A 25,306-nucleotide genomic window follows, 5' to 3' on the forward strand; every position below is an offset into this window, starting at 1 on the left:
GCTTACTTTTTTTGCAGGTTATCAATAATTGTTTTTAATATACTTCTGGTACTGGGTGCCCACCATTGTTTCAACATAACGGCAAGGGCTTCACTTTGATCGGCACTGGTGCTGGCAATCAGGTCTTTTCTGATGCTGAGCTTGCTTTGTTCCCAGGTGTTGCGTTCCATACCCATGTACTTCCTAACTTTTCGCTCTGCAGCGGTAATTATACTTGCTGGGTTTACCAGCTCGTCTACCAAGCCAATTTGCAATGCTTCCTCAGGACTAAATAGTTTCCCTTCTAGCAGGCTGCGCGATGCATTTGCTGATCCTATCCAGAAAGCATACAAGTTAAATATGCTGTTGGGTACAATAATGCCAACTGGGACTTCATTTAGACCAATGATGTATTTACCCTCGGCCATTACCCTGTAATCGCAAGCTAATGCAATTACGCAGCCTCCAGCAGGACTATGGCCATTTATTGCCGCTACCAAAGGCTTTTTAAATGCCGTAATATTGGCTACAAAATTCAGAAATAGGTGCCAAAAGGATTCCGCTTCGGCTTCATTATAATTGTACAATTCAATAAGGTCCAGCCCGGCCGAAAAGAACGGTTCTTTTCCCGCGATAATCACTCCTCCTATGTTTGGGTCTGTCGAAATATTATTCAGTATATCATTTAGCTCTGTAATCATTTCCCTGTTTAGGGCGTTTGATTTGCCCCTGTCTAAGGTAATCAGGCTTAAATGGTCTTTAATGGTAACTTTAATCGTATTCATAGTAGGTGTTTATTTTACTTCATAAGTATATACCGCTCTAGCCAGGTGGCCCATCATATCTATACCTTCCACAACTACCCTATAAGTGCCGGCTTCATCCGTATTGAAAAAGTTAAATGGGCCTTTGCCTGCAGTATCGGTTACAATGTGCGGGTGCCAGTATACCGTACTGCGCAGATCAAGCCTGTTGTCTGGTGTTGCAGGGTCGTATTTAGGGGAGTAAAACTCTCTGGCGATGTGATATCCTTTAGGCGAGTAGGTGATGATACCCGGTGCGAAAATGCTACCTGTGGAGCCGCCGCCTCTTTTGGTTGTGATGATCAGGACTCCGCCACCGCCTTGTGAGCCATAGATGGCCGTGTTTCCGATAGATTTTAACACCTCAACGGTTTCTACATCAGAAGGCTGGATGTTATCCAGAAATTCGGAATCTACATTCATTCCATCTAAAACGATTTGCATTGGTCGTTTTCCCGAGGACATGTTTCTCATCAGATAGGGTACGCTACCTTCAAATATTAGACCGGCCACACGACCCTGTAAACATTGCACAAGGGTAACACAGTTCTGCAGCATATCTGCAGTCACCACATAGTCGGCGCGACCACCACCATTTAGGTTGGATGAATTCTGAGCTGGATTCTTTTTCTCTACAATATTTACTTCGCTTAGTACAATCGTTCGTTCCAGCAAACCACGCTTGGTTAGTTCATCAAAGTAGTTGTTGCTGCGTTTAAGGTAGCCTGATAAAGCTTCATTTACGTTTACCTCCAAATCTCCAGTGCTTTTGTTTTTAGTTACAATTTGCCCAGGTACAACGTCTAGTTTAATATCTACACTCTTTTTATTTTTTGCAGTTCTGCCTTGTACAATGAATTTGGTGCTGTCGGTGAAAATGAGGTTGTCGAAATTAAAGCGACCCTGGGCATCAGTTAAAGTGTCAATGGCAAAAAATCCGCCCGAAGAGGAGAATAGAGAAACCTTGCTATTTGGAAGTGGTTTGCCGCCATAGCTGGTAATGGTTCCACTAATGCCAATAGATTTTTCTGGTTTAAAAGTGTCGGGAGGTGGAATATTACTAATGATGTTTTTCCATAATATCCTGCGCCAACCCTGTGTAAGCATTAAGTTGTCAAGATCTAGCAGGGTTTTATTATCCTGATTAAGGAAATAATAGTTCGGATCTTCAACATAACCACTAAGGTCTGATGTAAGTAACATCGTTGTGAAAATGTTGGTTTCATTTTCTGGATCAGGTTTTACCGCTGCAGTATTGGTTACAGCCACAGAAAAGCTGCCACGCACAGGTTTACCATTAAAGCTGGTAAGCAGGTTTAGGTCTACCTTTTCTCTTTTCGTATAACTTGGCTTTAAATTTTCTATAGTTGTATTGATGCGATCTTCGGTATTGTTGACAAAAGCAAGTCGCTCGCCAACGGGGGTATTGGCTCCATTGAATAAAGTAAACTGTACAATTCCCGAAGGAAGTTCCTTTTTAGGGATAGTAGCAGTGATAATTTGTTTTTGTGAAGGAGCTCGTGTTACAAAGTATACGTTTCCGCTGTTCTGTGCTACGATTTTTAATTCGTTAGTGCCTATCAGATCTTCGCTCATCATTATTTTAACGATAATCTTATCCGGGGTACTATTGTTTAAAGATAAAACATAGCCGCTCGTTTGGACCTTTGGTAAAGCAAGGCTTTGCTCCGAGCCATCCTTATATTTCACCTTTGCAATGTATGTTTTACCCGGTTGTGGGTTAATGACAAAGCAACCCATCCCCAGGTGTTGGGTCTCAAATCGATTGACTTCAGTCCCCTCGCTATCTACAATAACGCCAGTCACATCCTCGCCTTTTCCGGCCGCATTTACCGCCTTTATGGCCACCTTATTTGGTAGCGACTGAACCAGGTTACCGCCCTCCGGGAAAAACTGTACATCAATATTATTGGATGTCGCAGTTATTGGGATGTTTTTTACTATTTTTTGGTTATTAGGCAGGTTGATGGTGGCAACGATTTTACCTGATTTATATAATGCGGGTTGGGTGTTAGCGAAGTTGATACTGATTTCGCCATCGTTATTGGTGGTGGCCTTGCCTTTTGTTATGTTCCGGGCATTGAGCTGTATTTCGTAGGCCACCTCGTTGTTGATATAAGGTTGGCCATTTTTGTCTGTAAACCTAATCTTCGCATTTACTTTTTCGGTTGTATTTTCTTTAGTAAAGCTATAGTTGGTGTTGGTAAAAACCTTGTTGGCCCAGGAGTTTCCTATTTTTATGGTCTTGTCAAAATAGTATTCAGGCCCTGCGTTCCTCATCCATTGTGTGTAAGCCCTTATGCGATAATTGCCTTCGCTTAAGGTATCTGGAAGTTTAAAGTCTCCCCAGGTTATTCCGCCATTCATAGGTAGTTTTAACTGGGTTTTTACTTTGTCTTTTTCATCGATCAGCTCAACAAATAAAGCTTTACTGATGTTGCTTGGTTCGGAGGTTAGGGTATTTACAACGTACGCTTTTAGCCAGATGTCATCGCCGATGGCGTAGTAAGGTTTGTCGAGGTGTAAGTGCACTTTTTCCTGTGCGTACTTTTTATTATATTCTTGCAAGCGCTTAATCAAATCAGAAAATGGATCGTCGGCTAATTTGTAGACGAATGAAAAACAGATTCCAAGTACTAATAAAGCAGGAATAACGAATTTAAATTTCATATTGTGATCATAAATAACAAAGCCTCAATATACAAATATTGAGGCTAATTATTGTAGCATTAAAATTACGGTTGCTGAGGTTAAAACTTATTCTTCCACATCATACTTTCAACCGGTTTGGTTGTTTTGTTATTGTATTTAGCATTTTCTTTTGCATTGTACATGGTCTCGATATCCCCTTCTACCACAAAATAAATCAGCTGACCTATTGGCATGCCTGCGTATATGCGGACAGGCTGGGCGCAGGAGATCTCAAGTGTCCAGGTATTGCAAAAACCAACATCACCTTTTCCGGCAGTAGCATGGATGTCAATACCTAATCTTCCGGTACTCGATTTGCCTTCCAAAAAGGGGATATGTGCATGAGTTTCTGTATACTCTAAGGTTACGCCAAGGTATAAAGTGCCTGGGTGCAGCACATAACCATCCTTAGGAATTTCAAAATGTTCAATTTTATTGTGCGTTTTTGCATCGAGTATCCGGTCTGTATAGGTAGCAAGGTATTTACCTAAATGTACATCGTAGGAGTTTGTTCCAAGGCTTTCGGGTTTAAAAGGCTCAATGATAATTGTGCCCTTCTCTATTTCTTCGAGAATTCGTTTGTCAGACAGGATCATTTTATATAGTATTTGGACGAAATTATGATTAATTTAAGATACTTTTGCAATGTTGTCTAAAATAGAGATGCCTGTAGTTTTTAACAAAAATATTGACGAGGATACCATACTGGCGGTCTGGAAAATCGAGGAAACCGAAGAACAGCTGATCTCGGGTTTACAATTGAAGCAGCATGAACTCGATTTCATTTCTTCCTTAAATAATGGCAAGCGCCTACTGCACTGGTTAAGTACCCGCGTGTTGCTGAGGACGATGCTGAATACCGATGAATATATTGATTGCCAAATGGACGATCATGGTAAGCCTTATCTTCCAGACTTTGATTATCACATTTCATTAAGCCATTCTTATGACTATGCTTCGGTAATTATCGGTAAAACGAAGAAAGTTGGCGTAGATATCGAGCTCATCAAGCATAAAATAAAAAGCATTAAACATAAATTTCTTTCGGATGTTGAGCTGGCGCAGAAATATGTTGGTGATAATATAGATGGACTATATGTTTGTTGGTGTGCCAAGGAGGCTATTTATAAATGGAATGGTAGAAAAGGATTGGAGTTTAAGCAAGACATCCACATTAAGCCGTTTAAATTGAAAAATGAAGGACAGTTGAATGCATTGGTTGATCTCCTTGATGGCACCCAAGAACTTACCGTTCATTATTTTAAGACTACAGATGGTTATATGCTGGGCTACGTGGTAGCTTAATTTTTGCAAAATGAATAAGAAAGTTGAATTTATAGATTGGGGCCTTACAGATTATCAGGAGGCATGGCGCAAGCAAGAGGCTATTTTTGACGAAACTGTAGCTTTAAAAATACAGAACCGGACCAATAATACGGAACTGGAAACACCTAACTATCTTATTTTTTGTGAGCATCCGCATGTGTATACGCTCGGTAAAAGTGGGAAACCGGAAAATCTGTTGCTAGATGATGCAGCATTATTGGCTAAAGGTGCCACTTACCATAAAATAAATAGGGGGGGCGATATTACTTATCATGGCCCCGGACAACTTGTCGGTTACCCAATATTAGATCTTGATAATTTCTTTACAGATATACATTTATATTTAAGGACACTGGAGGAGGCTGTTATTTATACCTTGGCCGATTTTGGTATTATAGGAAGCCGTTATCCGGGTTTTACAGGTGTGTGGATCGATGCCGACAATGAGCGTGCCCGCAAGATCTGCGCAATGGGGGTTCGTTGCAGTCGCTGGGTTACCATGCACGGTTTTGCATTTAATGTAAATACGGATCTGGACTACTTTAAGAACATAGTTCCCTGTGGGATTGACGATAAGGATGTAACCTCCATGGAACGTGAGTTGGATGATGTGATTGATATGGAAGATGTTAAAGAGCGATTGAAATATCACATCTCTACATTGTTTAATATGGAACTTTTCTAAACATTCTCGAAAAAAGGTGATAGCATAGGCTTGGTTTTTTATAACAAATGTTATATTTACATTAAAACCCTAAAACTATTAACTATGGATTACAACTCAGAGTACTCAGCCGCCGGAGCTGGCATTGGCGCCGGAATGGTTATTTTTTGGCTTGCTGTTATGGTGCTGGTCTATGCATCACTATGGAAAGTTTTTGTTAAAGCAGGAAAACCCGGTTGGGCAGCAATTATCCCTATCTATAACCTAATAGTTATGATAGAAATTGTAGGTAAACCTACGATTTGGGTATTGTGGATGCTTATACCTTGTGTAAACATTGTTTTTGGTATATGGCTTACCAATTTACTAAGCAAAAGTTTTGGTAAGACAGAAGGTTACACAGTAGGTTTATTGTTGTTGCCAATTGTATTTTATCCGATGTTAGGCTTTGGCGATGCTAAATACCTAGGCCCTTCAGCTGCGGAAGCACAAAATGGATTTAATAATTTTGGTGGAAATAATCCTTTTGGTTCGACTGATCCATTTAATCAACCTCCAAAAACTCCAAACGCTTAATTGTTAGTTTTAAACATATATCTATTATCCGCCTGGTCTTTTTTACTAGATCAGGCGGATAATTTTTTTCTACCCTGCCCATTTAAGGCTTTAACAAGGGTTGATTGTCCGGGCTGCGGGTTTCAACGATCGTTTGTGGCCTTGCTAAGAGGTGATTTGCATGAGAGTTTCCATTTGTACCCAGCAACAATTCCTTTACTACTCACCTTTATCGTGGCTGTGCCCGTCAACTATTTCTCAAAAAAAGACCATGCCATATTGATTAAAACTATGTACTTAATTACTGGCGCCATTGTACTAGTTAGTTACCTGTTTAAGATGTGTTAGGATTGTACTTTTCTTTTGCTATCCTTTTGCTCAAGCAATAGAAAAGCAGGTTTAAAGCAAAAATCAAAGCAATTTGATAGCAATACCAGTCTACTATTTAGCTACTGCTAATTCCGATCTCTTCTTTTCTCGTATATACCTCATATATGCCTTTTTAAAACGAAAAATACGCTGATGAAATTCTCTGTAATAATTCTTTCAATAGTTGTAATATTGGGCTGCGAAAAAAACAGTGTAAATAACATGACGGAACATAAAATATCCTATCTGGCGCTTGGTGATTCTTATACCATTGGTGAATCCGTAGCTATGGAAAGCAATTTCCCTTATCAGTTGGCCGCTAAACTAAATGAGGAAGGACTGGACGTTGGCCAGCCGCACATTATTGCTACAACCGGTTGGACAACCAGCGAACTTCAGACAGCCATAAAAGAAGCAGCATTAAAACAGAAGTTTGGTCTGGTTACTTTGTTGATTGGGGTGAATAATCAATACCGGGGCGAATCCCTAGTTACCTATCGTAGGGAATTTAAAGAATTATTGCAAACGGCTATCGATTTTGCAGATGGCAATAAAGCCCATGTATTTGTAGTTTCCATACCCGATTGGGGTGTTACGCCTTATGGATTAAACAGCGGTAGGGATCAGCAAACTATTGCTTCCGAGATAGATGCCTTTAATGCGATCAATAAGGAAGAAACAATTGCAATGGGTGTTAGTTATACCGATATTACTGCAGCTTCGAGAAAAGCGCTTTCTGATAGAGACCTTGTGGCTACTGATGGTTTACATTATTCTGCAAAAATGCATGCCGAATGGGGAGCAAGTTTGTTGCCTGCTGTAGTTAAGATTTTGAAATAATTATAAAGCAATAGCCGTTTGATGGTTATAGTCTTTAATCACTGTTTTTAAAAACTCCATTTCATTCATGCCCTCGGGGATGATTAGGGAAAGTAGGGTGGCTACTTTTGCCGACATAGTGTAAATCAGCTCGGTATTGTGAGTTTTATAATAAGTGGCAATCACTTCATGTATCAGCTCCACATCTCGATCAGTAAGCAGACTTACATTGTTAAAAACAGGAACATAATCTTCTTCAACGGGATGGAAAGCAATGTGGCTAATATCCGTATGAGGAACAGTTTTAATGACCGTTGTCCCGGCAACGATATCTCCAATTCGTTGTTTATTTTTTGATACTGCAATACATATTAATCCACCCACCTGTCCTGTAAAAGCAAAATCAACCAGACGAAATAACCAGCGGATAAAATATTGCCCTATGCTGGCCTGACTACCATCCAGGCTAATCACTTTTATTTTCATTAAACGTTTGCCTACGCACTGGCCGTTCATAAAGATTTCACAAATCAGGTTGTAGAACACATAGCTTGCACCATAAAGGATAGCCAAGCCGATGATAAGGTATGGTGTGCTTTCCATTCCTACCGAAAGGCCGAAAATTAACGTCAACAGTATAAAAATTACATATAATCCTAAGAATATGCCCAAGTCGATTAGCCTTGCCGCTATGCGCTCGCCCAGACCTGCAACTGGATAATCTATGTCTACATGCTGACTGGTGTTTACCTTTATTGTTTCCATACTTAATTCAAATATAATATTCAAGATCACATCTATGCTAAACGTTAAGAAAAAAGACTAAAAAAGAAGAAGGTTTTAAAGGCTAGGATTGAGTAGGTTGGATAAATGAATGTTAGGCGCTACTCATAGTAGCACCTGACATTCCATTTTACGCCATTCCCAAAACTTTACCTAAAGTCGGTTGGTTTACAAATTCATTGTTTGCAATAGCCTTATCCCGGATCTTGCGAGCTGCTTTTACAGCATCCTCTTCGCATGATGCCATCAGATAAATGCAAATTTTATCTCCTTCAAAAAAGTAATGTTCCTTGATGGCCAGTTCAGATCGTTGGAGGTCATTGGCCAGTGAAATCACATATACATCAGAATTTCTCTCTAGCTGGATAAAATAGCAGTCTTTGGTGATATCGGTGTAAAAACCGGGGTTGAGGCGGCATTCCAGAATCTGAGCATCGCTAAATGTTCTAAACCTGTTGAAATAGGCTTTGGCAGCAAATGCATCATCAAAAACTACATGGACAGGGATGTCTGTTTCGGCATTTGGTTCCAGAATAAAATAAAGACTTTCATTGTTTTCGTCGTCGTTGAGTTCCATATTATTGTTTGTTAAACAGTTAATAATAGGAGTCCGGGACGGGATTTAGCAGGAGGCTTGGCGATCTGTTTTAACCACAGATTAGGGCTGAAACGAAGATGCAACTATAGCGAGCTCTAAATACCGCCCTGCACGGCTTCTGACGGCCTTGGACACGGGTTTACAATAGGGCCCATAACGCTATAGTGCACCTTCAAAAGTACAACAATATTTGTTACGGGCATTAATCTATTGTCCTTGTCCTGTGCTTGTCAGAATTTTGCAGGAGAGACTCTTTAAATTAATACCTCATTTAAGAAGTAATTGATATGTTGTTTTATATTTCTTTAGTTCATTGGCGCGATATTTTGATTTATATACAGGGTTATAACCTCTATTCAAAGATCATTAGAAAACTTTTAATAACAAAATTATCTCAATAATTAACCGTCGGTTTAGTTTAATGAAATTTTGTGCGAAAATCCAATATTTTGGAGAACGTAAACCGGCAGGATATAAATGCTTAACTCAGTATTTTAAGGCACGTTCCTTAGGAAAAGTGTGGAAACTTACAAAAGTTCATTCGAATAAATGTAATGAACTACATAAGTTCGTACGTGTTTGTGTGTATTTGAGGCAATCTTGTTTTTTATGTTGAATAAAAACAGTTATTTTAACGGAAAATTAAGCTTTTAATAAAATCTATGAGAGAGGCGTTGTTTGTTAAACAGAATTCTGGGAAATGGAAATCCTATGAACACTTGAAAGCAAGCAGTCCGGATGAAGTTGCCGAGCGCTTTATAGATATAACCAATGATTTGGCCTACGCCAAGACTTTCTACCCGAAATCTAAAACCACAGCCTATTTAAACGGCTTAGCATCAGTGCTACACCAGTCTATTTATAAAAGTAAAAAAGAAGATACCAATCGCTTTTTGACCTTTTGGAAATTTGAACTACCTGTCTTGTTTTATACTTATCGTCGACAGCTGCTGTACGCGCTTATTTTCTTTTTGATATCGGGCGCTATCGGAGTGCTGTCCGCAAAATATGACGATGCTTTTGTAAGATTGATTTTGGGTGACGGCTATGTAAATATGACCAATGAGAATATTGCAAAAGGTGATCCTTTTGGAGTTTATAAACGGCAGGGGCCGGTTGCGATGTTCTTTTCTATTGCAGCCAATAATATTTATGTTTCTATGGTTGCGTTTTTAAGCGGGATTTTTCTAGGCATTGGACCTGTTTTTATGTTATTGAAAAATGGGATTATGGTAGGTGCATTTGAATATTACTTTTTCAGTAAAAGTCTGGGAGCAGAATCTGTGCTCGTTATATGGATTCATGGAACTTTAGAGATCTCGGCGATTGTTATAGCTGGTGCTGCAGGCTTAGTTCTTGGACATGGTTTACTTTTCCCCAAAACTTATACTCGCTTACAAGCATTTAAAAACAGTGCAAAGGATGGGACAAAGATTGCCCTTGGTATTGTGCCAATTCTCCTTGTAGCAGCATTTTTCGAAGGTTTTATTACACGTTATACAAACATGCCTTTATGGCTAAGCATAAGTATTTTGGGAGGATCATTGCTATTCATCATCTGGTACGTGATCATCTATCCTTCACAATTAAATAAACGCAATCAAATCAGCTAGTATGCCAAACTTAGAATTAAAAAAAGCGAGAGAATTCGGAGAGATCATTAATGATACGTTTTTATTTATCAGACAAAATTTCAAGCCTTTATTAAAGGTGTTTGCTTACTTGTGTGGTTTCTTTATCCTTGCCGGAATGATAGCTGGGATTATTCAACAGTTAGAGATGGAAACGACTCTAAATGGTTTGAAGCAAGGCAAGGCTAGTTGGCAGACTACCATGGCAACGCTTTTTACTTTTAACTATTTATTGGTCGCAATACTTTCCTTTTGTAGTTCTGCTGCAATATTGGTTTCTACGCTTAGTTTCATTGCTTTGTACATTCAAAAGGGGAATGTGGCACCTACTCCTGATGAAGTTTGGGGGTATTTTAAGTATTACTACTTCAGGGTTTTTTTTAGCAATATCATTGTCATACTTTTTGTGTCGTTAGGCTTTCTCTTTTGTCTTTTACCGGGTATTTATCTATTTCCAGCCATGTCCTTGCTTTTGTCGATGATGGTATTGGAAAACACTAATTTTCAATATGCTTTTAACCGCTCGTTTAAATTGCTGAAAAATCAATGGTGGGTAACTGCCGGGGCCGTGTTGATCATTTGGGTAATTGCTTATGCCTGCATGAGTTTCGCCGCTATTCCTACATTGGTTTTAAAAATGGGGGGAGCGTTTTTCCCAGGAATCGAGGGATGGAGCAAGATGTTTACTATAATTGGTGTCGCCCTTCAGTATTTGAGTTACGTATTTATGATGATTCCGGTAATTGGGGTTTCGCTTTGCTATTTTAACCTCGTTGAAATACAAGAAAGCACAGGTTTGATGGATCGGATCAATCAATTTGGAGAAGAAAAAGACCATTTCTCCGGCTTAGAAGAATACTAAACATGTATAAAGCGCTTATTGTATTTTTATTCTTTTTGGTAACTACCAATGGTTTTTCGACAAGCTTACCAGAGGGGAAGGCTGTAAAAAATATACCCTTAAAAAATGATACGAATGCCATTTCGGTCAGGAGTTTTGATTTGCAAAAAATAAAGGAATACAGCAGCCAAAAAGAATTTCGATATGATGATGTGACCCCGATAAATACCAGTTGGTGGGACCGCTTCTGGGCATGGTTTTGGGATTTGTTTGAAGTGACGCTAAAGAACAATTATTCCTGGGGATTTTTAAAGTATGTAGTCATTTTTATTGTAGTGGGCCTGGTAGTTTTTGCGGTAATTAAACTGATCGGACTCGACTTGAATATCTTTGCCGGAAAATCTAAATCTATTGATGTCCCTTATAATGAGTCGCACGAGAATATTCATGAAATCAATTTTAATGAGGAGATAGAAAAGGCCGTTGCAAATGGCAATTACCGATTGGCAGTGCGCTTGTCTTACTTGCGTTCGTTAAAGTTGTTGAACGATAAAGAGTTGATCAACTGGCAGCCTGAAAAAACAAATCAGACCTATATTAACGAAATTATTGATCCCGATAGGAAACAACAATTTGCGGGGCTAACCCGACAGTTTGAATACATCTGGTATGGGGAGTTTTTTATTGATAAGGAAAGCTTCATCGCTGTTAAAGGTAGTTTTGAACGATTTAACGTGAAGGCGCTATGAAGGGATTAAAGCTATATTTAGTAGGGAGTGCGGTGGTGATGGTATTGTATTTAATTGCGCAATATTACAAGCCAAAGCCTACAGACTGGACACCAACCTATGTAAAGGAGGATAAAAACCCTTTCGGTACCTATATTTTATATCATGAGTTGGAAAGCTTGTTTCCAAAGGCTTTAATCAGTCCGTCGAATTTGCCCGTTTACAACACCTTAAAGGATAAGGGTTTTGAGCATACCAATTACCTTATTATTGCTGGAGAGGTCCAAATGGACGCATTGGATTATGAGGAATTGGTTAAATATATGGAAAGAGGTAATAATGTATTTATTGCGGCTTATCAATTAAGCGACTTTTTACGTGATACCCTTAATTTGAGGATGAACTCTGTAGCTAGTATTAGTAATCTAAAGGGGCCCGCACTTAATTTTGTAAATCCGGCTTTAAAAGAAAAACGTCCTTATATTTTTAACAAGGGACTGGGCGATCAATATTTTAGTTTGGTAGATACGCTGAGAGCCGCTGCACTAGGCCGCAATGAAGGGGGCGAAGTTAATTTTGTAAAATACAATTATGGGAAAGGGGCGTTGTATATGCTGCCAAGTCCACAATTGCTGAGCAACTACAACTTGCTAAATCCTGCTGGCACTAGGTACATTGCTAAAGTGCTTTCTCATCTACCGGTTGCCGAAAGGGTAATCTGGGACGAAAACAATACCAAAGGAAATGTGGACGATCAATCTGTGCTGAGGGTGCTGTTTAAGCATGATCAATTGCGCTGGGCCTATTATTTAGCCTTGACTGGACTATTGCTGTTTATCCTTTTTGAAATGAAACGCAGACAGCGCATCATCCCGGTTATAGTACCATTAAAGAATACCTCTGTCGATTTTGTGAAGGTGGTGGGCAAGGTTTATTATCAGCAGCGCGACAATCGGGATATCGTACAAAAGAAGATCAGTTATTTTTTGGAATATGTGCGAACTAACTATCGTTTAAAGACCTCAAAATTAGATCAGGAATTTATGGCCGATCTGGTGCTTAAATCGGGTGTAAACGAGGCTGTTGTTCAGCAATTGATTGAAATGATAAACAGGGTGAATAACGCTGTTATGGTTAATGATGAGCAACTCATCAACCTGAATAAATTAATAGAGAAATTTTATAAACAAGCCCAATAAATTATGGAAGTGGAAATGTTTACCCAAAGAACCGACCTTACACAGCTAAATACTGCAGTAGAACAAATCAGACAAACGCTGGGCAGTATCATTGTTGGTCAGAAAGATACCATTGATTTTTTAATTGCCGGAGTGCTTGCTGATGGGCATGTGCTTTTGGAAGGGGTGCCGGGTGTAGCCAAAACTTTAAGTGCAAAATTGGTTGCTAAAAGTATTGATGCTTCTTTTGCCCGCATTCAGTTTACGCCAGATTTGATGCCTTCTGATGTAATTGGAACTTCAGTCTTTGATCCTCGATCTGCATCTTTTGAATACCGTAAAGGCCCAATATTTGGCCATATTGTATTGGTTGATGAGATTAACCGCGCTCCGGCGAAAACTCAATCTGCCCTATTTGAGGTGATGGAGGAAAGGCAGATTACCGTTGATGGGCATACTTACCTGATGGATGAACCATTTATGGTTTTGGCTACCCAAAATCCGATTGAGCAGGAGGGGACGTATCGGTTACCTGAAGCACAGTTGGATCGTTTTCTATTTAAGATTGAGGTGAAATATCCAACGCTAGAGGAAGAAACAGCTATTTTGCTAAATCAGCATCAGTACAGGTTAGATGATGCGCTGAATGCCGTTAAGGCAGTTCTAAGTATCGAACAGATCAAAGCTTGCCGAGCAATCATAAAAGGGCTGCATGTTGAGCCCAAGCTGATCGAATATGTGGCTAAGATTACGCATGAAACGCGGAATAATAAATCACTTTATTTGGGTGCCTCACCTCGTGCTTCGCTGGCCATGGTAAATGGAGCTAAGGCTTTTGCCGCTATGCAGGGGCGTGATTTTGTAACTCCAGAGGACATCATTAAAGTCGCGCCACCGGTATTGTCGCACAGAATTATGCTTAGTCCTGATAAGGAAATGGAAGGTTTAACGCCTAATGATATTGTTGCTCAGATTCTCCAAAAAATAGAAGTACCTAGATAAAACGCGGGATATTGAAACACTTTTTTAGAAAATATTACAGAGACCTTTTTCTGGGCAAAAGAATTTTTGCTGGGATAGGCTTATGTGTAAGTTTATTTCTGTTTTCTTTCTTCCTGCCCTGGCTCGGAGACTTGCCTTATGTCTTTTTGGGCGTGTTGGTATTGCTGGTCTTAATTGATTTTGTGTTATTGTACCAGACAAAACGCGATGTGTTTTTGCGCAGGGACGTACCAGACCGGTTAAGTAACGGGGATGACAATGAGCTGCAGATCTATGTAGAGAACTTTTATGCCTTCGGCATTCATGTTGGCATTATTGATGAAATTCCTTTTCAGTTTCAAAAAAGAGACCTATGGTTTAAAAGTAATCTGAAATCGGGTGAGCGGAAGACAATTGCCTATTTGTTGAGACCAACTAAAAGGGGCGAATATGTTTTTGGACAAATCCGTTTATATGTACAATCGCCTTTAAGATTAGTTGCAAGGAGATTTAATTTCGGGGAAGAAGTGACTGTGCCTGTTTACCCATCCTTTTTACAGTTACGTAAATATGAGCTGATGGCCATATCGAATAGGCTAAGTGACTTTGGGATTAAGAAAATCCGACGGGTTGGGCATAGTATGGAGTTTGATCAGGTAAAGAATTATGTGCAGGGCGATGATTACCGTACTGTGAACTGGAAAGCTACTGCCCGGAAAGGGGAATTAATGGTGAACTCGTTTACGGATGAAAAAGCGCAGCACATGTATTGCATCATTGATAAATCGCGGGCCATGAAAATGCCTTTCGAGGGATTGAGCTTATTGGATTATGCCATTAATGCCAGTCTGGTGCTTTCTAATGTGGCCTTGGTAAAACAAGATAAGTCAGGGTTAATTACCATAGCAGAGAAGGCTGGCAGTATTGTACCGGCAGATCGCAGACCTGCGCAACTGGGTAAAATAATGGAGGTTTTATACAAAGAAAAAAGCCGCTACCTGGAGCTAAACATGGAAGCTTTATACACCAGTATTCGTGGTACTCTGAGACAAAGGAGCTTGATTGTATTCTTTACGAATTTTGAAAGTATGTCGGCCTTAAATAGACAGTTACCTTATTTAAAGCGGATGGCCAAGTATCATCTGTTGCTGGTTGTGTTTTTTGAGAATACAGAACTTAAGGTCATTACCGAAAAGCCGGTACTTGATGTAGAGGGTATTTATATACAAACCATAGCCACCAAGTTTGCTTACGAGAAAAAGTTGATGGTAAAGGAATTGGCCAAACATGGTATCCTGAGCATACTTACGCCGCCCGAGAAATTAACGGTAAATGTGGTGAACAGGTATTTGGCCATTAAGGCACAGCAAAAAATCTAATTTCTTGCTGCGCTTATTTTAGCATTCAGGTAAACTAATCGGGATATTTGTTGCCAAACCGCCATCAGATGTTTCCTTATATTTTGAGTTCATATCTAATGCAGTTTCCCACATGGTATTTACCACTGCATCTAAACTAACTTTTGCTTTATCGGGATTGCTTTGTAAGGCCAGCTGACTAGCCGTTATGGCTTTTATTGCACCCATGGTATTCCTTTCAATACATGGAATTTGAACTAAGCCCCCTATAGGGTCGCAGGTTAAGCCCAAATGATGTTCCATGGCAATTTCTGCCGCCATCAATACTTGACGCTGTGAGCCGCCTAAACACTCGGTTAAAGCTGCTGCTGCCATTGCTGACGATACACCGATCTCGGCCTGACAGCCACCCATTGCTGCAGATATCGTCGCTCCTTTTTTGAAGATGCTACCTACTTCGGAAGCACAGGCAATAAATTGGGTAATCTTTTCATCTGTATATCCATCGCAGAAAGCGATATAATATTGCAATACCGCAGGGATAACACCTGCAGCACCGTTAGTAGGGGCGGTAACTACGCGACCAAAAGAGGCATTTTCCTCGTTTACGGCCAAAGCAAAGCAACTTACCCAGTCTAATATATAGTTAAAGCTGTTTCCGCCGTTTCTGATGGCCATGATCCAGCTGGAATAATCGTTGTATACGCTGCTGCCAATTAATCTTTTATTCAAGGCTGCTGCCCTTCTACCAACATTTAATCCACCAGGTAAAAACCCAGAAGTGTGACATCCACGGTAGGTGCAATCTTTCATCACATTGAAATGCTGCATAATGCCTTTTCTGGTTTCAGCTTCGGTACGCCATGAAAGTTCATTCTCCATCACGATTTCTGAAACTTTAAGACCGGTAGATAAGCACCAGTGCAATAATTCGCTGGCTTTCTCGACAGGGAAAGGCAAGTCAACCTGCTCTTTCTCATTTCCGTTTTCGCCTTCTTTTACCACAAAGCCGCCACCTATTGAATAATAAGTCTCGGAAAAGGCTTTTCCGGTATTTAAGAAAGCCTGAAAAGTAACTGCATTGGGGTGAAATGGCAGACTTTCGAAGAAAAGGAAAACCATGTCGTCATTGTAATTGAACGAGATCAGTTGCTCACTTGAAAGAGATAGTAACTGTTCATCTTTAATCGAAGCAATGGTACTGTCGATGGCATTTACATCAAAAGTAACTGGATCAGCACCGGTTAGCCCCAACAATATGGCTACATCTGTTCCGTGTCCCTTGCCCGTTTTGGCCAAAGAACCATAAAGTAAAACCTTTACTTGCTCTACTTGCGCCAATAAGCCCTTCTGTTTTAGCGAAGCTGTAAATTGCTGCGCTGCTCTCCATGGGCCCAAAGTGTGTGAGCTTGATGGGCCAATACCTATCTTAAAAATGTCGAATACCGAGATCTGTTCCCTTTGCATAATGCAAAGCTACTATAGTTTGATGAGATTATTAATACGTTACAAGAATGATACGGCCTAAAAATCGAATGCAATGATGTTTTTGTCCTGCAGCATCCGGTCTACAAATGTTTTATGGTTCTTCGGACTGCCAATTGCAATCCATGTTCCGCTGATGATGCCATTGGCCAATTCTTGTTTGCCCCTTGTAAGTTTGAGCTTAGAGGTTTTAATGTCTTGCTCGTATTTTTCAAGGCTTTCGCCCTCATATCGTTTTACAATCCTGTACACCCTTTTGGTAAAGCGACGTTCGGCCATCTCCTCCAAAAAAGGGAAAATCAATAAGGCTAGTAGCACCACGAGGGTTACGCCAATTGCTTGTTCAAAGTAGCCCGAGCCAATGGCCATGCCTATGGCGGCAACTATCCAGATTACGCAGGCGGTGGTCAAGCCCTTTACCTGGTTGTCTTCTTTAAAGATAACTCCGGCGCCCAGAAAACCAATCCCGGTAACAATGTTGGAAGCGATACGATCGTGACTGCTTAATCCGATTTTAATAGAAAGGATAGTAAATAGGGTAGAACCCAGACCAATCATGATCATGGTTTTTAAACCAGCTTGCTTACTTCTAAACTCCCTTTCTGCACCAATAAGGCCACAAAGCAAAGTAGCCATTAAAAACTTGTTTACCTCTGATTGGGTCAGGAAATGATTGCTTTCAAGAATATGCTCCATATCTGTTTGTATGGTCTAATATACCAAAGATTCTCTATAAGCAATAACTTATGCAGGTTCTTTGATGGTATGGTTTAGTAGAAATCGTAACACCTTAGTCCGTTAAACTTATTGTAGCCCGAACTATTAGGGAAATACTTTTCGTAACCAATACTTGCTTCGGTGGTGCCGCTGGTATTGGTATAATTAATTTTCGAGGTTGTAGCATCATGACTTAAGCCTAATCTTAGCTTTTCGCCATTTCTGTTCCCTTTAAATAAATCGAATATTAATGAAACTACTACTGCATCAGGGCCGCCTTGTCCGCCAGTTCGGTACCATAATCCGGCATTTAGTCCTTTAAATTTAAACTGCGCTCCGGCACTCATAGAGGTAGAGCTGGCTTGTTTATAGTAAACCACAGAGGGGATGAGGTAAGAGCCTTCATCCTGGTTGTAATACATGCCTGGACTTAAGGGGATCCTGTAACTTGCATTTGCGGTAATGCGCATAGGAAGTTTGGCAACTGTTCCGCTAAAAGATTCGTCGGGCTGATTGATATGATGAACTGCAACGCCCGCCATAAAATTTTGATAGATGATGTTTGTACCTGCAGCGCCATCAAAATAAAACTTGTTAGACATTTCAGGTGGCAGGGCTGAGGATACGCTGCCAGGAATATATCCGAGTCGCATATCTATCTGATCAGAAAAAACCAGTTTACTCCAATCTATTTGTCGACTAGTAAAGCCTGCTTGTATCCCAAAAGAAGCTATAAAGTCATCTCCACCCACGCTATAAGCATAGGTTGCTGCGGCGTTGTTTTTAACTAGGAAAGCTGTACCCTCGCTACTGCGGTTAAACATCAAACCAACACCACCGGCAAATTTAGAGATGTTGAGGTCGGCAGAAGCCGTGATGTAGGATAAGTCGCCACTAAGCCCCGACCATTGGTTCCGGTAAATCAGGTTCATTCTGAGGTCCCCCTCAAATTGCCCGGTTAGTGAAGGGTTCAGATAGATGGGGGCATTAAAAAATTGGGAATAAACATGATCCTGTGCCATGGCAGACAGGTTGATCATTGTCATCACTAATGCTATTGTATATCTTAATCTCCCGCTCATCCTTATCTGATTAAATGTATTGGTCCTGTACGTTTCGGTGCAGATTTGTCGTAGGTCATGCCTTTCCACTCAGTTCCATTTACCATCTGGACATCAATTTTCCAGTAATAAACCCCTTGTGGCATAGGTTGCCCGTTAAAGGTTCCATCCCAAGCTTCTGCTGGTCTTCCTTCGTCTAGTTTTGTGGTTTCCCAGAGTATTTGTCCCCATTTATTGAAGACGCTGAAACGCCATGAGGCAATGCCTGATCCTTTGGCACGGAACTCGCGCAATTCAGGTTGTGTATTTCCTGGTATAAATGAGTTAGGTACAAATAGGTATCCCGGAACGCCTTTAATGGTTACGTTTTTAAATGTAGTAGTAAAACAGCCCTGCTGGTTCATGACTTTTAAGGTCACTTTATAAGTTCCTGTATCCAGATAGGTATAGCTAGGGTTTTTAAGTTGTGAAGTACCTACTTTATCACCAAAGTCCCACTCCCAAATGGTAGGTGTGTTGGTGCTTTCATCTTCAAACTTGAAGGTGTAATTAGGGATGCTGATCAGGGTAGAAGGGTTAACATTGAAGGCCGCAATTGGTGGTGGTACAATGTGGATGTATTGGGTTTTGATTACTTCAATTGGGCAGCCAAGTTGATTGGTTGCTAATAATTTCACTGTGTAATATTCCTGATCTCCGCTGTAGGTATGTTCTGGTTCAAATTCTGCTGAAGAAGTACCATCTCCAAAATCCCATAAATATTTATTGTCAAGCCCACCCACTGTTTTGTTTTTGAATTTAACAACTAACCCAGGACAACCTAAAGTATTGTCTGCTTCGAAATCAGCAACTGGTTGTGCCAATACCTCAACACTTTTTGTAACTGTCATTTTAGAACAAATGTTAAAAGCAGTCATGGTAACAGGGAAAATTCCACTAGTGGTATAAGTATGGGACACGATCCCAGTAGTATAGGTGGTTTGTTTGTTTCCATCGCCAAAATCAAACTCAAACCTACTTGCTCCAATAGAATTGTTCTCGAAATTTACGGTGTGTGGTGCGCAGCCTCTGATTTCTTCTAGTCTTATGCCTAGTACAGGTGTCATGTTTTGAGGGAATACACGTATTGTCCATTTCATTGTATCCACATCGCACTCATTTTTGGCGATCATTTTAAACGTAAACTCAGTGGTTGCGGTTACATTATAAATATGGTCTATTGGTAATTTATCTGTTCTCTCTTCAATAGCTGATCCATCACCGAAATCATAATAGTAGGTATTTGTACTTCCAGGCGAAGTATTGATAAAGGTGATTTTATAGGGAGAACATACTTCTACTTTATCTGGGGTAACCACAGCAATCGGTTTTGCTTTTACAAAAACATTTTTAGATATCGAATCAACTCCACAATCAGTAATAGCTTTTAATTTTATAACGTAAGTTGAATCTTTCCCTGTTGGGTCTGGCTGTAAAGTCATGGTTGGAGGATGGACGTCCGTTGAAAATAGTATATCTCCTGAATACCATTCAAATCGGGCCCCCGGAATTAATAATGAGGTATTGGTAAAGATTACGGGTAACGGGCCACAACCTTCTGTAGCGCTTTGATCAAATGAAGCTGGAACGGCTTGGTTGGTGCTAAATGTATGGCTAAGCGAGTCTGGAGCACAACCGCGGCTACTGGTAACTACCAGTTTAATGGTTACAGATTGACCGCTATTTTGAATGATGTAGCCAGGGAAGTTAGCCCCGGTCGATGGGATGCGTACATTATTTGCAAACCAGGTGTATGTATTATTTCTATCTGCATATGGAACAACTTGAATAGGTAAGGTGTAAGGGTAACAATCTGTGTCTGTTGAGCCCCATGTAAACTCAGCTTTAGCATTTGGGGTAACAGTTATTGTTACTGTGTTACTTATACTCTTCAGGGCGCCGCTACATTCAAGTGTACTCACTATACGCCTGTAATAAGTAGTTTCTGTTAGAATTTGAGGTTGAAAGTCAGGAGATATAACACCATTAATATCTGTCCATGTTGTTCCGTTCAGGCTAGATTGCCATTGGTACGAGAAATTACCATCTCCTCCAGTTGGTAGATCTCCGGTGATTGGCATCGGTCTAATTCCGCTGCAAATAGGTTGATTATCTCTTATTGTATTTCCTGCTATTGGAGGTTGAACAATAATTGGGAATGCGTTGCTAACTGATGTACATGTTCCACTACTTACTGTTCTTCTGAAACCGACTGTTCCAGTCGTACTTAATGTTGTGGTTAAATCTTCGCCTGTTTCACCGGGAATTACAGCCCAAGGCGCTCCATTTACTTGTATTTCCCAAACGTAATTATAGACACCTTCTTCACCCCCAATTGGGACGCTACCGTTAATAACTACCTGCTGACCGTTACAGACTACAGCGGTTGAAGTAAGGCTGTTCAGATCAATTGCTCTATTGTTACGGATGGTAACGTCTTTATCAGTTGGCCCACAAGGTGAATTACCCGTAATGGTCCACCTGAAAATATAAGTAACATTTGGAGTCAGTTTGGTAACAATAGCTTCTGAATTTACACCAGGTGTAATTATGGCATTTGCATCTCCAGATACCATAGTCCAAACACCAGTTTCTCCTGATTTAACGGGGTTTCCTTTTAAGGACACAGATGTTTCAGCACATAAGATTTGATTGGGACCCGCATCAGCTATAGTTGTAGCAGGGGCTACGGTTACTGTTGTCGGTGTTGAATACCCAATGGTACATCCTGGATTTTGTACAACAGCCCTAAACTGAGTTGTAATTGTTAGGGTATTAAATGTGTAAGTTAAGCCTGTATTAACGCCAGAAATATCTGTCCAGGCCAGGCCATCTGGTGAACTTTGCCATCCCAAAACAGAACCAGTATTCCCACTTAACGTAATTGTTCCTGTGTTGTTATTTTGACATACTAAGGGTTCCAACGTTGCAGTAGTTCCAGGTATGGTAGGCATATTTACCGTAATGGTTACTTCAGCTTCAGACTTTGCACATTCGCCTGTTCCTGGTCCTGTTATTGTCCATTTAAATACATAAACTCCACCGGCTACAAGGTCGCTAACAGCCGTTTCAAAGTCAGAAGGACTAGGTATTGAAGGTGTCCCAATACTTGCGGAAACAACTGACCATACTCCTGTACCTACTATAGGTTTGTTACCTTTTAAATCGTAGGTAGTCGTATTACAAATGCTTGTGCTGGTTCCTGCATTAGCGATGGTAACTTTCGGATCAACCTTAACCTCTATTGTAATTGGGGTTCCTGGACAATCTGTTGCGGAGTAAGGTGTAACAGTATAGGTAACTGTTCCTTGGGTAATTCCAGTGTTCACTAATACGTCTGTGATCGTTATCGTGTTCAATATTGTTACTAAATCCGTTCGATTAGTGTTACCTGTTATCCCACCAGTTACATTACTTGTCCATGTGAACTTGGTCGGGATATCTGAGTTTATGACAATGTTTACTGGGCTCTCTTCGCAAATGGTTTTGGTAGTAACAGGGGCAGATATTACTGGTAATGGTGTAACCGTAATTTCCATCCAATCACTTGTGCTAGCACATTTTCCTGTGCCTGTTATGCCCCATTCAAATCTGTAAGTTTCTCCCACAAGAAGGCCTGTTACAGTTGTTTGAGCATCGGTAGGAACAGTAATAACTGGGAGAGTGCCTAGGTGTGTAGAAATAAGTTTCCATTCTCCGGTTCCCACCTTAGCTTCGTTCCCTTTTAGCGTATAGGTATTGGATGGGGTCGTTGCACAAAGACTGGCGTCAGGGCCGGCATTCGCTTGGGTAACTTTCGGATCAACAGTAACAACTACTGTTATTGGAGTACCTGCGCATCCTCCTGGAGAATAAGGCGTAATGACATAAGTAACAGTTTGCGGTAGAAAGGTAGGATTTAACAACACATCGGGGATAGTTATACTACCTGAAGTGGGACTTAAAGCCGACGGATTTGTATGTCCTGTGACATCTGGTGATGAGGCCGTGCTCGTCCATTTAAATTGAGTTGGGATATTTGATGTCGCTGTTATATTAACAGAGTTGCCTTCGCAAATTGTTTTATCAAGAACTGGGGAAAGAACAGGCTTTGGAGTAACCGTAACTGTAAAAGTAAAAGGAACACCCGCACAACCGTTAGCCGTCGGTGTAATAGTGTAAACTACGACAGCGTTCTGAGTCGCATTGGAATTGGTAATCGTTTGGTTAATATCTCCACTGCCACTTGGACTAAAACCAGTTGCAAATCCATCTGCGTTTGCAGCGGTCCATGCGAATGTACTTCCTGCGACACTTGAACCTAGTATAAGGTTAGCAGCAGCTGCTGTACAGATTATTTGAGTCGTATTAGTTCCTGTATTGTTTGGATGAACATCAATATCTGCACTAACAGGTACAAATTGACAAGTGCCTATTATTCCCGTGTTTAATGTAAGGGTAACTCTTGCTTTTGGAAGGTTGGTACGATCTATAGGCCCTGGAGTATACGTTGTTGTTAAGGCGTTTGTACTTGTAAATGTTCCATCTCCTGTAGTGGTCCACACCGAACTTGTATATGTTCCTCCTGTAACTGTTGCAGTTAAATTTACAGATGCATCGTAACAAACCTTGGGTATGGGATCTATTTTGGGCACTGGTGCTGATGCGAATGTAATAACTTGGAAAGCATCTACAGAAGTACAGGTGTTTTTATGAATAACAGAAATTTTATAAGGAATAAACCTTTTAAATTGAATGGATGGTTCTCTTGAGTTATTATTTGTACCATTAGCAAAACTGTAATCGCTAACTGGATCTAATGCGGTTCCATCAGCGGCTGTAACTTTCCAAGTATAAGTATCTGCCTGGTCCACTTGTGTTCCTGTAAATAAAGTTTTTGTCGGGCCGGTTAATGTGTTGAAATCTAAGGTGTTTAAAGCGCATAAGGTGATATTTGGTGACATTGATATTGTCGGCGCTCCATCGGCAAGAATGATTTTCTGAGGTATTAGGGTTCTTACTGCACCGCACGATGCCGTTCTAATTTCAAGTATGACAGAATAAGTACCTGGGTTTGTAAATTTAAAAATTGGGTCTTTATCGGTTGGATTAAATACTACTCCCGGTGGACCTGTTACAATCCAATTGTAAGTGTTGTCTGTATTACAACGGTCATCGATTATCGATTTGTCAAATGCCTGAATAGTAAAAGGAGCACAGCCAGTTTGAGGTTGGTTATTAAAATCAAATGCAGGTTTTGGTGGATCCTGGATACAGATTGTTTGGGTGACGGGAGGAGCATTACACAAACCCTTAATGACAGATTCTAATTTTATTGTGTATGTACCAGGTGCGGTAAATGTATGGTCAAAATGTTGTGCTTTTGTTTGATTTTGCTTGATCCTTACATCATTAACGTACCAGTTGTATCTTATACTGTTATCTGTACAATCCGGAGTATTATCTTCAGTTTGTCCTGGAAAGGATGTATTGTTAAAGTGCACACTACTTCCTGTACATGAAGTTATAGGAGATGTAAAGCTATTTAGCGGCTTGGTAACAACTCTGACAAAAGTTGAAAGTCCAGCTCCGGCATTGGGACAAAATGGGCTAACTGCAGATATATTTATACCAAAAACATTATATTGATTCCCATTTCCGGTATTATAAACCGGTTCACCGCAAGAAGAGGTTTTATATTCATGTTGGACGTAACCAGCGGCTAAATCACATATAGTTAGTATTTCAGGAGTTCCATTACCATCACCCCATTTTAATTGATAGGTGGTGCCAGGAAAGTTGTTTTTTATTCCAAATTCTGATAAGTCTACGCTGTATTGCAAAAATCCACCAGGCAAGCAGACAATATTAGGTCCTGTTGTTCCAAAACTATTATTAATGTTATTGTTTACAATGAGATATGCTCTTGTTCCAACTGTACCGTTTAGACGTGCTGTTATGACCATTGTGTAATGGCCTAATCTCGCCATGAAACTAGGGTCGGGCGGAGTGCCTGTAAAAATTAAGGGAGCCTCGTTCGCTCCGGTGATTTCATTTTTAATTGTACCTGAAACGGCGCTTGAAGCCGTCGAAGTATTTTCGAAGCTAAACTCAATATTGTCTCGGCCAGGACAGTAACCAAAAACCTCGGGTTGACCAGTTGCGTCGAGCGCCAAATCTGGAAATGAATTTACTTGCGCTCTAACTTGTGTCCCAGCTTTAATTTCAAAGGGACCAGAATCAGCGGTAAGAACTGGGGTAGTGGACTTAATCCTTAATTTATAACCAGTGTTTGATGGTGTTCCTGGTGGAATTGTTCCGTTTACGAACGTCGTATAAAATCCATCATAAAAGCCAATGGCTGGAGCTACTTCGGTTCCATCAGGTCTTACCAAATAAAGATTGAACCTGTTGCCGGGCTTGATACAAGTACTTAAAATTTTAAAAGTTGCCGCAATACTCGACCCCGGCGTATACGGCCCCGGATCAACCGTACCTATCGTAATCTGGGAAAATCCTACAGTTATTTGAAAAAAGGAAATAAGAATGGTTAAAAGAAGTAGACGTTTCACCATATATACAGATTATTGTATAAATGTATAGAATTTTTTACTTCAATTAAGAATATTGCAAGGAAATGAGATTAAATAAGAAAACCCACAGGAATTAACCTGTGGGTTTTCTTTAAATTTAATGAAAT

20 protein-coding genes are annotated in these 25,306 nt (G+C 40.3%); 11 read left to right on the forward strand and 9 right to left on the reverse strand.

Annotated elements, in window-relative coordinates; genetic code table 11:
* Positions 1 to 2: 2 nt before the first annotated feature.
* The 3 genes from EZ444_RS06900 to dcd all read right to left on the reverse strand — a co-directional run bounded on the left by EZ444_RS06900 (position 3) and on the right by dcd (position 4,090).
* On the reverse strand, positions 3 to 764 hold the full coding sequence (locus EZ444_RS06900; RefSeq protein ID WP_131607995.1) for an enoyl-CoA hydratase/isomerase family protein: 762 nt from the start codon (positions 762 to 764) through the stop codon (positions 3 to 5).
* A 9-nt stretch (positions 765 to 773) separates the two neighbouring features.
* Positions 774 to 3,473, reverse strand: coding sequence for a carboxypeptidase-like regulatory domain-containing protein (locus EZ444_RS06905; RefSeq protein ID WP_131607996.1), 2,700 nt, complete (start codon positions 3,471 to 3,473; stop codon positions 774 to 776).
* An 80-nt stretch (positions 3,474 to 3,553) separates the two neighbouring features.
* Positions 3,554 to 4,090: a dCTP deaminase gene (gene dcd / locus EZ444_RS06910; RefSeq protein ID WP_131607997.1), complete on the reverse strand. Its 537-nt coding sequence runs from the start codon at positions 4,088 to 4,090 to the stop codon at positions 3,554 to 3,556.
* A 67-nt stretch (positions 4,091 to 4,157) separates the two neighbouring features.
* Between dcd and EZ444_RS06915 the strand changes: the two genes are divergently transcribed.
* The 5 genes from EZ444_RS06915 to EZ444_RS06935 all read left to right on the forward strand — a co-directional run bounded on the left by EZ444_RS06915 (position 4,158) and on the right by EZ444_RS06935 (position 7,248).
* Complete coding sequence (locus tag EZ444_RS06915) at positions 4,158 to 4,799, forward strand: 4'-phosphopantetheinyl transferase family protein (protein WP_131608295.1); 642 nt, start codon at positions 4,158 to 4,160, stop codon at positions 4,797 to 4,799.
* A gap of 10 nt (positions 4,800 to 4,809) precedes the next feature.
* On the forward strand, positions 4,810 to 5,505 hold the full coding sequence (gene lipB, locus EZ444_RS06920) for a lipoyl(octanoyl) transferase LipB (protein ID WP_131607998.1): 696 nt from the start codon (positions 4,810 to 4,812) through the stop codon (positions 5,503 to 5,505).
* A gap of 84 nt (positions 5,506 to 5,589) precedes the next feature.
* Positions 5,590 to 6,060 carry a DUF5684 domain-containing protein gene (locus EZ444_RS06925; protein WP_131607999.1) on the forward strand — a complete coding sequence of 157 codons (471 nt, stop codon included), beginning with the start codon at positions 5,590 to 5,592 and terminating at the stop codon, positions 6,058 to 6,060.
* On the forward strand, positions 6,061 to 6,387 hold the full coding sequence (locus EZ444_RS06930) for a DUF2752 domain-containing protein (RefSeq protein WP_131608000.1): 327 nt from the start codon (positions 6,061 to 6,063) through the stop codon (positions 6,385 to 6,387). It begins immediately after the preceding gene.
* Positions 6,388 to 6,630: 243 nt separating this feature from the next.
* Positions 6,631 to 7,248, forward strand: a complete 618-nt coding sequence (locus tag EZ444_RS06935) for an SGNH/GDSL hydrolase family protein (RefSeq protein ID WP_225874658.1) — start codon at positions 6,631 to 6,633, stop codon at positions 7,246 to 7,248.
* Here the strand turns inward: EZ444_RS06935 and EZ444_RS06940 are convergent, their stop codons facing one another.
* Positions 7,249 to 7,992 (reverse strand): RDD family protein, encoded by a 744-nt coding sequence (locus EZ444_RS06940; RefSeq protein ID WP_131608003.1) that lies wholly within the window; start codon positions 7,990 to 7,992, stop codon positions 7,249 to 7,251.
* A gap of 148 nt (positions 7,993 to 8,140) precedes the next feature.
* The gene (locus EZ444_RS06945) at positions 8,141 to 8,587 is read right to left on the reverse strand and encodes a hypothetical protein (protein WP_131608004.1); all 447 of its coding nucleotides are present in this window, start codon (positions 8,585 to 8,587) and stop codon (positions 8,141 to 8,143) included.
* 683 nt (positions 8,588 to 9,270) lie between these two features.
* On the opposite strand from EZ444_RS06945, the gene EZ444_RS06950 reads away from it, so the two are divergent.
* From EZ444_RS06950 to EZ444_RS06975, 6 genes are read left to right on the forward strand one after another with little or no spacing between them, the layout of a single operon-like run.
* Positions 9,271 to 10,221 carry a stage II sporulation protein M gene (locus tag EZ444_RS06950; RefSeq protein WP_131608005.1) on the forward strand — a complete coding sequence of 317 codons (951 nt, stop codon included), beginning with the start codon at positions 9,271 to 9,273 and terminating at the stop codon, positions 10,219 to 10,221.
* A 1-nt stretch (position 10,222) separates the two neighbouring features.
* A complete protein-coding gene (locus EZ444_RS06955; RefSeq protein WP_131608006.1) occupies positions 10,223 to 11,101 on the forward strand; it encodes a hypothetical protein in 879 nt (292 codons plus the stop codon).
* A gap of 2 nt (positions 11,102 to 11,103) precedes the next feature.
* Positions 11,104 to 11,829: a DUF4129 domain-containing protein gene (locus tag EZ444_RS06960; RefSeq protein WP_131608007.1), complete on the forward strand. Its 726-nt coding sequence runs from the start codon at positions 11,104 to 11,106 to the stop codon at positions 11,827 to 11,829.
* The gene (locus EZ444_RS06965; RefSeq protein ID WP_131608008.1) at positions 11,826 to 13,007 is read left to right on the forward strand and encodes a DUF4350 domain-containing protein; all 1,182 of its coding nucleotides are present in this window, start codon (positions 11,826 to 11,828) and stop codon (positions 13,005 to 13,007) included. Before EZ444_RS06960 ends, EZ444_RS06965 begins: the two co-directional genes overlap by 4 nt.
* A gap of 3 nt (positions 13,008 to 13,010) precedes the next feature.
* A complete protein-coding gene (locus tag EZ444_RS06970; RefSeq protein WP_131608010.1) occupies positions 13,011 to 13,988 on the forward strand; it encodes an AAA family ATPase in 978 nt (325 codons plus the stop codon).
* An 11-nt stretch (positions 13,989 to 13,999) separates the two neighbouring features.
* Complete coding sequence (locus EZ444_RS06975) at positions 14,000 to 15,346, forward strand: DUF58 domain-containing protein (RefSeq protein WP_131608011.1); 1,347 nt, start codon at positions 14,000 to 14,002, stop codon at positions 15,344 to 15,346.
* Positions 15,347 to 15,364: 18 nt separating this feature from the next.
* On the opposite strand, the gene EZ444_RS06980 is transcribed toward EZ444_RS06975, so the two are convergent.
* The 4 genes from EZ444_RS06980 to EZ444_RS06995 all read right to left on the reverse strand — a co-directional run bounded on the left by EZ444_RS06980 (position 15,365) and on the right by EZ444_RS06995 (position 25,181).
* Positions 15,365 to 16,792: an L-serine ammonia-lyase gene (locus EZ444_RS06980; RefSeq protein WP_131608012.1), complete on the reverse strand. Its 1,428-nt coding sequence runs from the start codon at positions 16,790 to 16,792 to the stop codon at positions 15,365 to 15,367.
* A 57-nt stretch (positions 16,793 to 16,849) separates the two neighbouring features.
* Positions 16,850 to 17,506 (reverse strand): MgtC/SapB family protein, encoded by a 657-nt coding sequence (locus EZ444_RS06985; protein ID WP_131608013.1) that lies wholly within the window; start codon positions 17,504 to 17,506, stop codon positions 16,850 to 16,852.
* Positions 17,507 to 17,580: 74 nt separating this feature from the next.
* Positions 17,581 to 18,609: a PorP/SprF family type IX secretion system membrane protein gene (locus tag EZ444_RS06990; protein WP_131608014.1), complete on the reverse strand. Its 1,029-nt coding sequence runs from the start codon at positions 18,607 to 18,609 to the stop codon at positions 17,581 to 17,583.
* A gap of 2 nt (positions 18,610 to 18,611) precedes the next feature.
* Positions 18,612 to 25,181 (reverse strand): PKD domain-containing protein, encoded by a 6,570-nt coding sequence (locus tag EZ444_RS06995; RefSeq protein ID WP_131608015.1) that lies wholly within the window; start codon positions 25,179 to 25,181, stop codon positions 18,612 to 18,614.
* Positions 25,182 to 25,306 lie beyond the last annotated feature (125 nt).

The sequence above is a fragment of the Pedobacter hiemivivus genome (assembly GCF_004331685.1).
In the GTDB taxonomy this organism is placed as follows: domain Bacteria; phylum Bacteroidota; class Bacteroidia; order Sphingobacteriales; family Sphingobacteriaceae; genus Pedobacter; species Pedobacter hiemivivus.

What these genes read in the sequence shown, in the direction of transcription:
- EZ444_RS06900 (WP_131607995.1), bottom strand. Translation starts at nt 764, where the DNA reads ATGAATACGATTAAAGTTACCATTAAAGACCATTTAAGCCTGATTACC.
- EZ444_RS06905 (WP_131607996.1), bottom strand. Translation starts at nt 3,473, where the DNA reads ATGAAATTTAAATTCGTTATTCCTGCTTTATTAGTACTTGGAATCTGT.
- dcd (WP_131607997.1), bottom strand. Translation starts at nt 4,090, where the DNA reads ATGATCCTGTCTGACAAACGAATTCTCGAAGAAATAGAGAAGGGCACA.
- EZ444_RS06915 (WP_131608295.1), top strand. Translation starts at nt 4,158, where the DNA reads ATGCCTGTAGTTTTTAACAAAAATATTGACGAGGATACCATACTGGCG.
- lipB (WP_131607998.1), top strand. Translation starts at nt 4,810, where the DNA reads ATGAATAAGAAAGTTGAATTTATAGATTGGGGCCTTACAGATTATCAG.
- EZ444_RS06925 (WP_131607999.1), top strand. Translation starts at nt 5,590, where the DNA reads ATGGATTACAACTCAGAGTACTCAGCCGCCGGAGCTGGCATTGGCGCC.
- EZ444_RS06935 (WP_225874658.1), top strand. Translation starts at nt 6,631, where the DNA reads ATGACGGAACATAAAATATCCTATCTGGCGCTTGGTGATTCTTATACC.
- EZ444_RS06940 (WP_131608003.1), bottom strand. Translation starts at nt 7,992, where the DNA reads ATGGAAACAATAAAGGTAAACACCAGTCAGCATGTAGACATAGATTAT.
- EZ444_RS06945 (WP_131608004.1), bottom strand. Translation starts at nt 8,587, where the DNA reads ATGGAACTCAACGACGACGAAAACAATGAAAGTCTTTATTTTATTCTG.
- EZ444_RS06950 (WP_131608005.1), top strand. Translation starts at nt 9,271, where the DNA reads ATGAGAGAGGCGTTGTTTGTTAAACAGAATTCTGGGAAATGGAAATCC.
- EZ444_RS06955 (WP_131608006.1), top strand. Translation starts at nt 10,223, where the DNA reads ATGCCAAACTTAGAATTAAAAAAAGCGAGAGAATTCGGAGAGATCATT.
- EZ444_RS06960 (WP_131608007.1), top strand. Translation starts at nt 11,104, where the DNA reads ATGTATAAAGCGCTTATTGTATTTTTATTCTTTTTGGTAACTACCAAT.
- EZ444_RS06965 (WP_131608008.1), top strand. Translation starts at nt 11,826, where the DNA reads ATGAAGGGATTAAAGCTATATTTAGTAGGGAGTGCGGTGGTGATGGTA.
- EZ444_RS06970 (WP_131608010.1), top strand. Translation starts at nt 13,011, where the DNA reads ATGGAAGTGGAAATGTTTACCCAAAGAACCGACCTTACACAGCTAAAT.
- EZ444_RS06980 (WP_131608012.1), bottom strand. Translation starts at nt 16,792, where the DNA reads ATGCAAAGGGAACAGATCTCGGTATTCGACATTTTTAAGATAGGTATT.
- EZ444_RS06985 (WP_131608013.1), bottom strand. Translation starts at nt 17,506, where the DNA reads ATGGAGCATATTCTTGAAAGCAATCATTTCCTGACCCAATCAGAGGTA.
- EZ444_RS06990 (WP_131608014.1), bottom strand. Translation starts at nt 18,609, where the DNA reads ATGAGCGGGAGATTAAGATATACAATAGCATTAGTGATGACAATGATC.
- EZ444_RS06995 (WP_131608015.1), bottom strand. Translation starts at nt 25,181, where the DNA reads ATGGTGAAACGTCTACTTCTTTTAACCATTCTTATTTCCTTTTTTCAA.